General features: G+C 38.2%; 13 protein-coding genes. All 13 read right to left on the bottom strand.

Going from position 1 to position 14,977, the window contains the following annotated elements; translation table 11 throughout:
• Positions 1 to 255: 255 nt before the first annotated feature.
• Positions 256 to 993: a 3-oxoacyl-ACP reductase FabG gene (fabG, locus tag ACWNMY_RS16680; RefSeq protein ID WP_449539386.1), complete on the bottom strand. Its 738-nt coding sequence runs from the start codon at positions 991 to 993 to the stop codon at positions 256 to 258.
• A complete protein-coding gene (gene phaZ / locus ACWNMY_RS16675) occupies positions 990 to 1,901 on the bottom strand; it encodes an intracellular short-chain-length polyhydroxyalkanoate depolymerase (protein WP_449539385.1) in 912 nt (303 codons plus the stop codon). Before phaZ ends, fabG begins: the two co-directional genes overlap by 4 nt.
• Positions 1,901 to 2,914 (bottom strand): 3-oxoacyl-ACP synthase, encoded by a 1,014-nt coding sequence (locus tag ACWNMY_RS16670; RefSeq protein ID WP_449539384.1) that lies wholly within the window; start codon positions 2,912 to 2,914, stop codon positions 1,901 to 1,903. The genes phaZ and ACWNMY_RS16670 overlap by 1 nt, the downstream gene beginning before the upstream one ends.
• A gap of 6 nt (positions 2,915 to 2,920) precedes the next feature.
• Positions 2,921 to 3,100 carry a hypothetical protein gene (locus ACWNMY_RS16665; protein ID WP_449539383.1) on the bottom strand — a complete coding sequence of 60 codons (180 nt, stop codon included), beginning with the start codon at positions 3,098 to 3,100 and terminating at the stop codon, positions 2,921 to 2,923.
• A 12-nt stretch (positions 3,101 to 3,112) separates the two neighbouring features.
• Positions 3,113 to 4,117 carry a branched-chain amino acid ABC transporter permease gene (locus ACWNMY_RS16660; protein WP_449539382.1) on the bottom strand — a complete coding sequence of 335 codons (1,005 nt, stop codon included), beginning with the start codon at positions 4,115 to 4,117 and terminating at the stop codon, positions 3,113 to 3,115.
• 4 nt (positions 4,118 to 4,121) lie between these two features.
• Positions 4,122 to 4,982 carry a branched-chain amino acid ABC transporter permease gene (locus tag ACWNMY_RS16655; protein ID WP_449539381.1) on the bottom strand — a complete coding sequence of 287 codons (861 nt, stop codon included), beginning with the start codon at positions 4,980 to 4,982 and terminating at the stop codon, positions 4,122 to 4,124.
• Positions 4,983 to 5,180: 198 nt separating this feature from the next.
• A complete protein-coding gene (locus ACWNMY_RS16650) occupies positions 5,181 to 5,888 on the bottom strand; it encodes an ABC transporter ATP-binding protein (protein WP_449539380.1) in 708 nt (235 codons plus the stop codon).
• Positions 5,872 to 6,639: an ABC transporter ATP-binding protein gene (locus tag ACWNMY_RS16645; RefSeq protein WP_449539379.1), complete on the bottom strand. Its 768-nt coding sequence runs from the start codon at positions 6,637 to 6,639 to the stop codon at positions 5,872 to 5,874. The genes ACWNMY_RS16650 and ACWNMY_RS16645 overlap by 17 nt, the downstream gene beginning before the upstream one ends.
• Before the next feature lie 66 nt (positions 6,640 to 6,705).
• Positions 6,706 to 7,911 (bottom strand): substrate-binding domain-containing protein, encoded by a 1,206-nt coding sequence (locus ACWNMY_RS16640; RefSeq protein ID WP_449540471.1) that lies wholly within the window; start codon positions 7,909 to 7,911, stop codon positions 6,706 to 6,708.
• A gap of 290 nt (positions 7,912 to 8,201) precedes the next feature.
• Positions 8,202 to 11,447: a BTAD domain-containing putative transcriptional regulator gene (locus ACWNMY_RS16635; protein WP_449539378.1), complete on the bottom strand. Its 3,246-nt coding sequence runs from the start codon at positions 11,445 to 11,447 to the stop codon at positions 8,202 to 8,204.
• A 113-nt stretch (positions 11,448 to 11,560) separates the two neighbouring features.
• Complete coding sequence (gene lepB, locus ACWNMY_RS16630) at positions 11,561 to 12,115, bottom strand: signal peptidase I (protein ID WP_449540470.1); 555 nt, start codon at positions 12,113 to 12,115, stop codon at positions 11,561 to 11,563.
• Between the two features lie 25 nt (positions 12,116 to 12,140).
• On the bottom strand, positions 12,141 to 12,761 hold the full coding sequence (locus ACWNMY_RS16625; RefSeq protein ID WP_449539377.1) for a TVP38/TMEM64 family protein: 621 nt from the start codon (positions 12,759 to 12,761) through the stop codon (positions 12,141 to 12,143).
• Between the two features lie 167 nt (positions 12,762 to 12,928).
• Positions 12,929 to 14,920, bottom strand: coding sequence for a S9 family peptidase (locus tag ACWNMY_RS16620; RefSeq protein WP_449539376.1), 1,992 nt, complete (start codon positions 14,918 to 14,920; stop codon positions 12,929 to 12,931).
• Positions 14,921 to 14,977 lie beyond the last annotated feature (57 nt).

Raw genomic sequence — 14,977 nt, 5'->3', positions numbered from 1 at the left:
AGTTACAAGAAATTTAGGGGCATGAGTATTGGGGATTTGTATGACCTTGACTGGTTTTATTATTGCATTTTGATTCATGCACTCATATGGATTATGAAAGACATTTTGACTTCGCTATTGCTCTGTTTTGTCCTTCATCGAGGTTATGAAGAACTTTTCTGGCTCTTTTCCACTTCGTTTTGTCCTTCATCAAAATATAAGCAAAAAGGGGGTGTTCAGAAAGTCTTTGTCTTTCCGAACACCCCCTATCTCAATTTACATCATTATACCGCCATCGACGTGTAAAGTTGTTCCGTTCACATAATCTGATTCATCTGATGATAAGAATAAATAGGCATTTGCAATGTCTGAGGGCTTTCCAAGTCTTTGTAATGGAATCATTTGCTTCATTTGATTGACGACCTTTTCCGGAATTGTGGCTACCATACTTGTTTCAATAAAGCCTGGCACAACAGCATTTACATTAATGCCCTTTCTTCCGAGTTCCTTTGCCCATGTTTTCGTCATGCCGACAACAGCTGCCTTTGATGCAGCATAATTCGTTTGACCAACATTTCCATATACACCAGTAACTGAAGATGTACTTACAATCTTACCTTTTCCGTTAGCTATCATATGTGGAACAACGGATTGTGTACAATTAAATACACCCGTTACATTAACATCAATTACCTTTTGGAAATCTTCTTGGGACAGCTTTGTCAGCATTCCATCGCGTGTAATGCCCGCGTTATTAATCAATATATCAATCTTTCCAAAGTGGTTCATTACAGCATCAACCATCTGATCAACGCTTTCTCTATTTGCAACATCTACCTGGAAAAACTCAACATCAGCTCCTTGTTCTTTTAACTCTTTCGCTCGTTCTGTACCAGTAGTGTCATAGTCTACTAGCGCAACATTTGCACCCTCACGAACAAATGTAATAGCAGCTTCTAATCCTAATCCATTAGCAGCTCCAGTAATAATTGCAACCTTATCCTTTAATCTCATTTTGCTAGCTCCTTTTGTTCTATGAATGTATGCATTTCACGCAGTACTAGATCTAGGTTGTCTATTAATGGGGAATGTCCACAGTCTTGCAATTCAACAAATGTGGCGTTATCTCCTAAATCCTCCAATATTTCCTTGGCCATATTTTCGAGTACAACAAAGTCCCTATCACCACGCATTACTAAAACGGGAATCGTTATGCCATCAACCTGCCCTGTGCCCTCTGTTAAACCATTATGGTGATGACTAATATTGAACGTATTTAATGAATAATAAACGTCAGCAAGGTTTCGCTGTGTCATCATATCCTCCAAATACTCATCATAATGAGCCTCATCCGGTTGATTTTTTGTATAAATTGCTGCGTTCCAAATTGCTTTTAGTACATCCTTATTTCTTGTATCATAGGCAGTTTGGATTGGGATGGTTCGTGCTAAGTCTTTTTGAATATCATCTAATGACTTCAAGCGGTTTGAAAAATCCATCTTTCCATCTGTACCAAGACCGAAGAATGGATAGCCTCTTGTTGATGCTGACGCAAGTAATAATAACTTTGTGCAATAACCTGGATAATCTGCAACAAACTGCATCCCTACTGCTCCACCAGTTGACCATCCTACAATTACAAAATTTTCTAACCCTACCTCATCAACAAAGAGTTTGATATCATCTGAAAAATCCTTGATTGATTGAACAGGCTTGTAATAAGTTGATATTCCAAAACCTCTCATATCAACCGCATATACTTTGTAATCGCTCTCAAAATTTTCGATTACAACATCCCAATGCTTTGATGAGGTCATATTACCATGAATCAACAAAACAACTTTTTCGCCACCTTCACGCTCACGATAGCCTAATGTTTCTCCATTTGCTAGTTTGACAGATTTCAACTCAATAGCAGACATTAACAATCCCCCCATTTTAGTACCGTGGCACCCCACGCGTAACCGATACCTGCACTTACTAAGACAATAAGATCCCCTTCCTTTATTTTACCGTTTTTTACCGCTAATTCCATAGAAAGTATTTGATCTATTTGTCCAATATGCCCAAATTCATTTAAATAAATAGACTGATCTTCTGATAGTCCTAATTCCTTTAAAACATAGTCATGGGCAGATCTTTTCATATGAAGAATTCCTAAGTAATCTATATCTGCCTCTGTATAGCCGCTTTTTTTAACTGCTATACGAATGACTTGGAGGAAATTTCGCATTGATTTCTCTTCAAGCCGCTGTTTCATACCTACTGGATCAAGAACATCAAGCATATTTAATTTTTGGTCAAGGGCATCTTTTGTAATTGGATGCTTTGTTCCTCCTGCTACCACGACTACATCTTCTGAAAAAGCCCCATCTGTTATAATATGACTTTCGAGCACGTGATTTTTAGAGACTCCCTTTTGTAAAAGTATGGCACCTCCACCTGCACCAAGATTATACATAAAACGTGTTCTTGGATTCTCGTAATCAATAAAATCAACATTACGATAACCGCCAGCTACTAAAACGGTTTTAATGGAGTCATCCGATTTCATCATGTCATTTGCAACTTTTAAAGCCATAATTGTGGTTCCACAACGCATAGCGACATCAAATCCCCATGCATTTGTTGCTCCTAGCTCCTGCTGCATTTTTATTGCAGCTGTCCATAAAGGATATTCCTTGTGTTCTTCTCCTATATAAAGAATCAAATCTATATCTAACGGATCAATGAATGCCTTTTGAATTGCTTCTCTTGCTGCTTTTATACCCATTTCACATGTATGGTCGTTTGGCCCCGGGATTGGCTTTCTTAGTATCCCTAGCTTTGTTTCAACAACTTCCTTTGAAATTCCTGATTTTTTTGAGATATCTTCAGCAGTGAGAAACTCGTTAGGAAGGTAAATACCAGTACTAATTATTCCAACAGTTTGCAAAGCTTGTCACTCCTCTATTACACGTTTCATAAAACGTATCGCATCATCCATATCAGTAACAACTACCTCGTTCTCTCCCTGAACATGACTTACCTTTATACGCCATTGCTTTTTCATCGTCTTATCATCTACTTGAATAAGGGAACATCGGACAACGAATGAAGTAATGGGTTGATTTTCATTCATGACCCTCTCTCCTTAACCAGCCAATTTTTTATCCTTGTCAACCTCATTCTTTTTTTTTCTTCTTTTTGAAAACCAAGACTTCACTGTACCAACTATTCCCATCGGGAAGAACATAACAACTACTATATATAAGATTCCAAAGAAGATCATCCAGCGTTCAAATATCCAGTGAACCTTGGTAAGACCTGTTAACCAGTGATGTGCAAATTCAATTAATCCCGCACCAATTATTGCCCCAACGAGGGTTCCGACTCCACCGATAATCGTCATGAGAAGAGCATCTAACGTAACATCTAGTGCAAAAACAGATGTATTTACGAACCGAAGCGTAAGTACATACATCGACCCTGAGATACTTGCAATAATCCCCGCTACTACACTTGCAATAATTTTATAGTGAATGACATTGTATCCAAGAGACTCTGTTCTAGGCTCATTTTCACGAATGGCTTGTAGCACACGACCCAGTGGAGATTCTGTGAATCTTTTTAACAGTAAAAAAACAACAATCATTAAAGCCAAGGTCACAAAGTAAAGAGTCAAGCGGTCTTTCAAAATATCTGGAATGCGGAAGGTAAATCCATCATTCCCAGCCGTTAGTGACCTCCATTTTTCTGCAACCACTAAAAGTAATCCTGAAAATGCTAGAGTAAGCATGGCATAAAAGTGACTTTTTAGTCGTAACGAAAGTAATCCCACAATATAACTTAATATGGCTGAAAGGACGATTCCGATAAGAATGGAAAGTATGAATGTTGTAAGTGTAGGCTCAAAACGCTTTAAGAGAATTCCCGTTGTATATGCACCTATCCCAAAAAACATGGCGTGCCCAAATGAAACGATGCCTGTAAAACCTAGTAATATATCATAGCTCATGGCAAAAACAGCGAAAATAAATATCTGTGTAAATAAAATTAATATACTCCTTGTGTCGTTAATAAATGGGTAACATACTAGGAATACTGCGAACGCACTATATACGATAGTGGCTTTTGAAGATTGATTGAGTAGCTTCATTTCCTCACCCCTTTACACCGAATAATCCTTGTGGTCTAAAAATTAACACGACCGCCATCAGAAGCATATTCACTGCTAGTGATAATTCCGGGACATAGTAAGCCATAAACGAACCTGATAAACCTACTAAAATAGCTGCAAATAGTGAGCCCGTAATACTTCCCATACCACCAATGACAACAACTATAAAGGCAAGTATTGCAAATTCCATTCCCATTTCCGCATAAATTTGGCCAGAATAGGGACCAAGCAACACCCCACCAAGGGCAGCCATTGCAGCTCCCACCATGAAAACAAGCATAAAAATTCGTTTAATATTAATACCTAATGCTTGCACCATTTCCTTGTTAATAACTCCAGCTCGAACAACTAACCCGATTTTTGTATTTTTTAAAATATAATAAATCAGGAAGAAAACGAGGAACCCAATCGTAATAATAAACAAGCGATACTTGATTAAGATAATTCCCCCAAACTCCCAGCTCCCACTTAAATAGGATGGTGTTTGTGCACTCAACTGATTTGGTCCCCATACTACCTTTAGCATTTCAGAAAGGACAATCATCACACCGAGAGTTATCAAGATTTGTTGTATATGGTTTCCATATACAGGTGTAATGATAAACATTTCCATTAGTAAGCCTAAAATCAATCCGGTAATAAGTGCTGTCAAAATTCCTAGTAAAAAACTTTCAGTAATGGAGTATGACCAAACACCAGCATATGCTCCCCAGGCAAATAAACCACCATGAGCAAAATTAAGGACATCCATAAGTCCAAAAATTAAAGTTAATCCTGCCGCAAGTAGAAAAACAAGCATACCTGTTGCAAGTCCATTGACAGTTAGATTAATTAATACATCCACTTATGCTCCTCCTCTCATCACATCTCAAGAAAAGCTCAAGGTGCCCACTTATCGACGAAAAGGTCAAGCGCTAGAAAAAGCTGATCATGCTTTAACAACGATTGTTTATGTCCTTTAGTCGATAGGCTCCTGTAGCTAGACATCGAAAACCTCGATCAAAATTTACTATTCTATGAGAAAATCGCTCTTGTTTTCACATTAAGCGATACCTAGATATTGTTTACGGAGTTGTTCATTTTCCCTTAACTCCTGCATTTTGCCTTGATGAACAGTCCTTCCATCGTCAATAATATAAAAGTGATCACCGATGTTACTTGCCATAAAAAAGTTTTGTTCAACAAGTATAATCGTCGTTTTTGATTTCATTTCCTGAATGGACTCCATTACCTTCTCAACAACTATTGGTGCAAGGCCCTTACTTGGTTCATCAATTAGTAACAGTTCATTGTTATTGACATAGGCTCTTGCAATTGAAAGCATTTGTTTCTGCCCACCACTTAGGTTGCCGCCCTTTCTCTTCCAGAACTTTTTCAAGTCGGGAAAAAGATTGAGAATATAAGCTAGACGTTCCCTTGTTTCGTCATTTTCTTTTTTTATGGCAACCCTCATATTTTCTTCCACTGTTAATTCTCCAAATATCCCTTGGTCCTCGGGAACATACCCAATACCCTTTGCAGCGATTTGATAGGTTGGTAGTCCCGCAATATTTTCTTTATTGAATTCAATGTTTCCTTTTGAGGGTGGATTTAGCCCCATGATTGATCGAAGTGTTGTTGTTTTACCTGCACCGTTTCGCCCTAATAAAACGGTAACTTCTCCTTTTTTTGCCTCAAACGACACACCCTGTAAAATATGAAACTGATCTATAAAGGTCTCAATTCCGTCTACCTTAAGATGTAGTGTCATCGTATAAACCTCCTAAATACGCTGATTGAACTGTTTCATTGTCCATAATCTCCTCAGGTGTTCCATTGGCTAGCAATCTACCATTGAACAAAACCACCACACTATCGGAAAGGTCGAGGATCATATCCATCTTGTGCTCAATTAAAATGATTGTCCGATTTCCTTCAGACTTAATCTTTTTTATCACTTCTAGAATGGTAGGAACCTCTTCAAGAGACATCCCAGCGGTTGGTTCATCAAGTAACAGGACTTCTGTCTCCAATGCCAAGAGCATGGCAATCTCTAATTTCCTCTTTTCGCCATGAGCTAAGTTTTTTGCAATAGCATCTGCTTTATTATCAAGAAGAACAAGCGATAAAATGTGGAGTGCTTTTTCTTCGAATTGTCGATATTTGCGAAAGTGGGTAAACATTTGGTAACGAACACCGGCTTCCGATTGTACAGCTAACCGAACATTTTCTAGTACAGTTAGATTCGGGAATACATTCGTAATTTGAAAGGAACGACCAATTCCTTTTCTTGTTCGTGCGGTTGAGGGTAGCTTTGTTATATCTTCACCTTTTAAGAAAACCTGGCCATTTGTTGGTAAAAGCTGACCACTTAATAAATTAAAAAAAGTAGTTTTCCCTGCTCCATTTGGACCAATAATGGATGTAAAGTGATTCTGTGGGACTGTAAAATTAACACGATCGACTGCAACATGCCCTCCAAAAGCTATAGTGAGATCCTTCGTTTCAATAATATGTGTCACTGTACTTCACCTCTTTATTTAACAGTAAACTTCGGTAGTATTCCTACCGAAGTTCACGTAAGTATTTTAGTTACGAACTGGTGGTGCTGTTTCCTCAGGACTTAACTCTCGCATTAAAACTGGCACTGGGTAATCAACACCATCAACCTTCTCTAAGCGGATGGCATATAGAGTTTGTAGGGCCTGATGATCTTCTTCGCGGAAGGTCATTTCACCTTTTGGTGTGTTAAAGCTCATTCCTTCCATTGCCTCAATCAGCTTCTGTGCATCTGTATCTCCATCTGTCTTTTTGATTGCCTCAACAATTGCTAGTGCAGCAGTCATACCTCCTGGTGTAAACAAGTCAGGAACTTCGCCATTGAATTTTTCCTTATGTTTTTCAACTAACCAATCATTCACTTCATTTTTAGGAAGACCATGGTAGTAAACAGTGAATCCTTCCATTCCAACTAATGCATTCATTGTTGCAAGCGCTGGAATATCTGGCGCACCTGTAGAAATCTTAATTCCATTTTCCTGTACCTTCATATCCGCAATTTGGTTCCATGGTGAATTTGCACCGGCCCATACTACGAATAGATAATCTGGCTTTGCTTCAATGATTTTTTGGATATTTGATGTAAAGTCTGTTGCTGCTGGATCGGCATATTCTTCATGGATGATTTCAGCACCTAACTTTTCTGCAGCTTCTTTAAAGGCTGCAACCCCATCACGACCAAATGCATAATCTGGTGCAAGTGTCGCAATTTTTACACCATCTTTTGCAATTGCTGCAGCACCTGCTACTGCATCCTGTGAGGAGTTTCGGGCAGTTCTAAAAATGTACTCATTCCAATCTGCCCCTGTAATACTATCCGCTGCAGCTGGCTCAACTATCATAATTTTTTCATATTCCTCGGCGAGTGGTAGCACTGCTAATGTATCCGCTGAGCTCGATGAACCTACTAAGAAATCAACTTCATCTTCTTCTATTAATTTTGTCGCTTTTTGAATCGCTACCTCTGGTTTTGTTTCAGTATCTTCTACTACGAATTGGATTGGATGGCCATTTACCTCCATCTTTCCATCTGTTGCATATTCAAGTCCTAGTTCAAATCCTTGTGTTGTTTGCTTCCCATACGACTCTAGCCCCCCGCTTAATGAAGCAAGTACACCAATTTTGATTGGATCCTTTGCTTCTTCCGTCGGTTTGTCTGAGTCTCCCGAACCTTGATTCTCTTCTTTAGTTGTAGAAGAATCCGAGCTACAAGCTGCTGCAACAATCATTAACATCGCAAGCAAACTCAAAAACAGCATTCTTTGAAATGAGATTTTCTTCAATTTTCCCTTCCCCCTTTTTAGCTTTGAAACTCCTAACACTTTCTGCGTTTATCGTACTTGAGTGTAGTTACAATTGGGTTACACCAAAAAGTGCTTAATGAGAATAGGGCTTGTCAGTAATGATTACGTTCGTAAAAAGGTTACTACCTTAGACTTATGCTTGTTTATGCCAATTTATATATTTTTAGATGATTAAAAAAGGCTGCAACTACATAGAGTAGTCACAGCCTTAATCCCAAAGATTATTTCTCTAGTTTTGATGTTTGAAGAATCAGGTCATACATTTGTAAGGTTGGTTGCATTGGTTTCACACTCAACTCTTCCTCCAATGCAGCTACACATTTCTTGAACCATTTTATCGCTTGTGGACGATTGTTTTTTTTGTAGTAGCAAAACATTAATAGACGGTAAGCTTCCTCCCATGTACGTTCCTTTGACAAAATTTGTTCACACCAGTAAATGGCTTCTTCATAGTTTGAAGTCTGCACAAAGGCTTGTGCAATTCGCTCAGCACCTCGTAAAAACAATACTTGAAGACGTTCTCTTTCATTAAGGCACCAATCCTCATACCTGCGGTTTGGTAAATAATCGCCCTCGTAAAGTTCTAACGCGCGGCGCAAGCATTTAATAACGTGCTCCGTATCTTTCTCGTGTAGCCCTTCATGAATCCATTCTTCAAATTCAATGATATCGAGTTGATAACCTGCTTGTTGGTTCAGACCATATGAGGAGCCATTTCGCTGGATGAAAAAGGGAGTGGATCTTGCAACACGGTTTGGCTCTAATGCATTGTTTAGAGCATTTAAAGCAACTTTAAAATCCCTAGCTGCAGCTGCCTCCTCATGTTCTGGCCATATCGTGTCAAAGATTTCCTCTCTTGCAATCGTTGAAAAGCGTTTCGTTACAAACAATTCAAGTAATTCCTTCGCTTTACCACGCTGCCAATCAGTTTCCTCAACTTCCTGATTACCGAGCCATACCCGAAATCTCCCTAATGTTTGGATGCGTAACGTATACCCTGGGTGTGAGGTAATTCGTGAATACCCAAAATCAGTAAGTAATTTCGTTACATATTGTAATTGAATACCTTCCTGCTGGGCATCTAACAAAAGAGGAATTACATTATATAGATCTGATGGACCAAAGGTAGTTCGTTTTGTCAGAATAAAATCATATCCGCCAACCTGCATTTTTTTTAGAAACTGGCCTATCGCTTCCCTAAATGAATCTCGGTTCTTTTGATGATAATGCAAAAATGAAAGCCAGAGCTGTGTCAATACAATTCCATATTGATCACCACAGTTGGAAAATAAAGCTTCACATCTCGATAGGTAGTTGTGGGCCTCCTCCCACTTTTCATTATGTACAGAGGAAATTCCCATACATAATAAGATTAAGGCAGATAACCATGCGTCTTTTACCTTCTCGGTTTCTTCCAAAGCCTTATTCCCAAACTCGATTGCTCGATCGTAAAGACCCTTGTTACCATATAGAACGCACAAACCCATTAGGGGCTCCGCTTTTCCTCTAGACACATTGATTTCATCCATAATTTCAAGCGCTGTCTCATAGCATTGAGTAGCTAATGATACATCATACTGGTCTAGTTGCTGTACCGCATGTCCCATACGTATCCATCCACAGGCTTCTACAAAGGGAGCCTGAAATTGGACACCCTGTTTGATCCCAGATTCGGCTAGCTTTTTTGCCGCTTGCCCATTCCCCATAAATGCTTCAATTAGGGATAATAAAAGATCTGTTTCACGGTGGGATTGTTGCAAATGTACCGTTTTTTCTTTCTTTTCAAACACTTTCTTTTGTAAAAGGATCTTCTTTGCATCTAGTAGTTTACCAGTTCGTAAATATAACCTCGCTTCTAAATTCCCATCCAAAAGTGATACATTTAATTCTTTTCCTTTTTCGTACCACTTTTTCGCTTTATTAGCTTGGCCTGCATTTGCTAGATTTTCAGCCATTAATTGGTACAACTGACTTTTATCCTCGTTAGACGATGACTCACTTTGCTCAAGTGCTTCAATTGCTTGTAATAAATAACGCTCAGCTTTTCCTGGTTGAATTGTATCGAGATATATTTTCGCTTGCCCCTCATTTGCCTTACTCAGCCCTTGGTAATCCTTAGCCGCTTTTGCCAATTGTATCGTTTTTATATAACAGTCTTCAGCCTCGTCATAGGAACAACGGTATCTAAGGGCCTCTCCCCTATAAAGCCATAGAAGATAATAATGATCCAAAAGTGTTTCTGGGATATTTTTCAGTCGATCAAGAAGTCCCTCAAGCTGTCCATTTTGAATCATTTTCTCTCCATAATGGTGAAGGATTTCTGCTATTCTTTCATAATCTTTTGTTGCTTCTAAATGATAGATTGCTTGATTATAATTTCCCATTCTTTGATAATATCTTGCTGTTTGAACATGTATATTATAAAAATGTCGTTCATTCGTGGAATATAGTCGCTGCTCCAGAAATTCTTTAAATAACGCGTGATATCGATATTGTCCTTCCCCAATTGATAGTAAAAAAAGATTACGGTCAGAGAGCTCCTCTAACATCTCACCTGAGCTTCTTATTCCTAATACTTCATCACATATCCTTCCATTCAACTCTTCAAAAATACAAGTGTTTTCTAAAAATTGTTGAATCATTGGGGGTTGTTTCATAAACACTTCCATTGCAAGGAATCGAAACAGCTCATCTAGAGATTTTGATTTATTTGAGAGGATTGGCTCAATTCCCCCATCAGAAGATAGTTGTTGGCGAATCATCCCTATCGCAATAATCCATCCTTCTGTTAAAGAAAAGATTTTTTCTATATCCGTTTCCGTTATTTCTCCTTCATACAAGTCACGTAATAAGACTTCAACCTCATCAAAGGAAAACATAAGATCCCGCTGCTTAACCTCAAGTATTTCACCCTTCACCATCATAGAAGTAAGAAAATCCCAGTTAGGTTTAATCCGACTTGAAATAACTAGATTCACATTCATTGGAAGATGACGTACTAGCCATGACATCCATTGGTCAATTGAAGAAGAATGATGAATTAAATGATAATCATCAATTACCAGCAATATCTTGGTATTAAGTACAAGTAGCTCATTAATAAACAGAGAGCAAAGTGTCCTTATTTCCTCATCCCGAACATAGCGTTCAATATTCTCGACATAGAGAAGGAGCTCTGTTCCAAAACCTGGGTGATTTTTTCGAATTGCATAAACAACATAAGTTATAAAGGGAATAATGTCATCATCACTGGACCCGACACTATACCAGCACGATGTTGCTTTTTGATCATGAATAAATGAAGCAAGCGCAGTGGTCTTTCCATAACCAGCCCCAGAATGCAAAATCGTAAGCGGATAGTTTGAAATCGTTTTCATTTTCTTCATTAAAGAAGGTCTACGTAATATTGTATCCTTAACATTTGGTGAAGTAATTTTTGTTTGAAGAACATGTATTTTAGCACCCATTTCACTCCCCCTTTCTGTCTAAAATTTTCATAATTTTGGTACCATTTTATCATATCTATGCAAAAAAAGAACTCGAATTTCGGATGAGTTCTTTGTGGAAATGATATTCTTCATTAATGTAAAAGCTCCATTTTATCGAACGGCCAGTATTTTATATTTACCTTACCAACAACTTGGTCCATTCTTACAAATCCAAAATGACGGCTATCCCAGCTATCCAGACGATTATCACCAATTACAAAAATATGGTCGTCCGGAACTGTTGTTGCACCAGTCACTTCTTCAAGAGTAAAGTCCCCAGTTAATTGTCCGACAAAGATTTTCTCTTTAAATTTATCCAAATAAGGCTCTGGTACACTTTTTCCATTTATGTAAAGTACGTCATCTCTATACTCAACCTGATCCCCTGGCAAACCGATCACACGCTTTACAAAATCTTCTTCTTTGTTTTTGTGGAATACAACAATATCAAAGTGGTCCAGTTCCCCTATTTTCATGCCAATTTTATTGACCATCAAAAGATTACCATCCTCTAGGGTAGGCATCATAGATTCGCCTTCTACGATATAATTCGTAAATAGAAAGGTTCGAAAAAAGACAACTAACACGAGACTAACTCCCAAAGATTTTATAAAAGAGAAATTTTTCTTTGCTGGGGCTTCCTCCATTCCAACTCCACCTTTCCCAATATGTTTACGCCTCATCCTCCTTGAGGAGTTTTGGTTTTACTTTAAGCCATGCTTCCACCCTTTTTCCGACAAACCATAGCACAAAGATAATAATCAATACAATAATCGTTCGGACCGGTTGCTGAAAAAGTGCTCGTATATCATAGCCTATGAAGCTTATGGTGAAAATCATTACTAATTTTCCACTTAATACTGCTAAAACAAATTGAGGTGTACTTACCCTTGATAACCCTGCTACAAGATTTATCGCTGCTGATGGAGTAAAGGGGAAACATAAAAGTAGAAATAATGGACCAAATCCATGTCTTTCAACCCAGTTTACAAGACTCTTCACTTTTTTGTGTCGACTTACAAATGAAAAAAATCTCTTTTGTCCGTACTTTCTAACCAGAAAAAAAACAAGAAGTGATCCACCTATTGCCCCAATCCACGAATATAAAAAGCCGAGCCAAAGCCCAAATGCATTGGCATTAGCGACTACGAATGCAAATAATGGGAGAAATGGGAGAAATGCCTCTAGCATTGGAAGAAGAATTCCTGGTAGCGGACCAAATGACCGGTATTCCTTTAATAAATCTTCTATATTATTTAATGTAAGTAATTCTTTAATTGTTTCTAAATCCATATAGTATCTCCTCTATACAATCAAATGCGACAGATGCCTACTTTTTTAGTTGAAGTAGCATAGTTACTTACATATATTGTACACCCAATTGGGCAATCCTACCAAAAAATATCACTTGAAAATATATAGAAAAAAGACACTAGCGGCCTAGTGTCTTACTTTCATTTTTATTTGAGATAGTCAACAAACCAGTCTTTGATATGGTTAAGTCTTGACAATCTTAATTTAGGATGACCACTTCTTGATAATTCATGGTTCGCTCCTGGGAAACGCACAAATTTTGTTGGCTTCTTTTGATGCTTCAAGGCAACATAAAATTGCTCTGCCTGCTCAATCGGGCAGCGGAAATCCCGTTCACCGTGTAAGATTAATAACGGTGTTTCTACATTTCCAACATATTTAAGTGGTGAATGTTCCCAAAGCTTGTCAGCATCCTCAAGCAAGTTCCCCTTAAGCTCCCATTCTGTAAAGAAATACCCGATATCACTTACGCCATAAAAGCTAAGCCAGTTTGAAATAGATCGTTGTGTAACTGCAGCTTTAAAACGATTTGTATGTCCTACAATCCAGTTCGTCATGAAGCCACCATAGCTTCCACCTGTAACCCCTAATTTTATTTCATCGACATAATCAAAATGGTTGACTGCATAATCGGTTGCTGCCATTACATCCAAGTAATCTTTACCACCGTAATCTCCTCTAACAGCATCAACGAATTCCTGACCATACCCATGACTACCACGAGGATTTGTGAAAACAACAACAAATCCCTTACTTGTTAACACTTGAAACTCATGGAAATATGTATTTGCATACATCGCATGTGGACCACCATGTACTTCAATAATCGTTGGGTATTTTTTTCCTTCTTCAAATCCAAATGGTTTCATTACCCAACCATTTATTTCCCAGCCATCTGGTGCCTTGAAAGTAAAAGGTTGTGCGTCTGATAATTCAACATCCTGTAAAAATGCATCGTTTACATATGTGAGTCGATTCAATTCTCCAGTACTTAAATCCAAGTAATAAAGGTCCCCAGGCTGTGTTGGCTTACTGATACCTACAACCGCCTTATGATTATTCACTGCAAGAGCATAAACATGCTGGTTTTCAAATAAGGATGGATAAATTTCACCATCAATTGAACCATAATATACGCCAGTGCTTCCATGGTTCGTTAAGATAAAATAAAAACTTCTGCTATCTTCATTCCAAATAATACCTGGATTCGAACCACCTAACTGAAAATCCGCAGCTACACAATCTCCTACATAAGCATCTAATTCACTTGTCAAGCATGCTAGATTTGAATTTTCAACGGTATATAGCCAAATTTTTGGCAATGTTGCACCAACAAATTCCTTTTCGTGCCCGATTAATGCTATGTACGTACCATCTGGTGACCAAGAAGGATTTCCAAAATTTCCGTTACTTTTTGTAATCTTATAATAGCTCTTATCTTTCACGTTCATCACGTATACATCTGAAGTAAGGTTATAATCGGAATCCTCGCTTATATCAGCAACAAAGGTTATTTTACTTCCATCCGGTGACCAACAACCTGCCGCATAGTCATGTTCGCCTTTTGTAAGCTGCTCTACTTCTCCCGAAACTATATCAAGAACACCAAGGTGCTGATTCTTATCATCTAGAAACCCTGAGGCATCTGATTTATAACGGATTCTATCTACTACTATAGGTTCTAGCTTTTTATCGTCTGTTTCTTTTTTCTTACTTTCCTTATCTGTGATGTTCTCATCTGGAGCAAGAGAGGTTGTAAATAAAATTTTTGCTCCGTCAGGAGACCAAATTGGATTTCTCGCACCATTTACACAATATGTAACTTGCTTTGGCTCACCGCCACTTGCATTCATTACATATATTTGTTGTTTACCTGAACGATTTGACACGAATGCAATTTTTTCACCATTTGGTGACCAACGTGGTGAGCCATCTCTTACATCCCCAAATGTCCACTGAGTTACTGTGCCATCAAAGGTACCTACATATAAATGTGAGTTATACTCATTCTTTTCTTTATTAATTTCTGTTTCCACAAATACAAACTGTTCCCCGGTTGGAGAAAACTGTGGATCATTGACTGATTTTAATTCATATAAATCCTCTGCGACGATTCCTCTGTTCTTCTTTTCTGTCATTCTCTTCCCGTCCTTTTAAAAAATGTCAATTAATTGGAAGAACATATTTCATTCTCC

The organism is Ferdinandcohnia sp. Marseille-Q9671, from assembly GCF_976954385.1.
The sequence above is the reverse complement of the archived record's forward strand: the minus strand, read 5'-3'. Positions and strand labels throughout refer to the sequence as shown.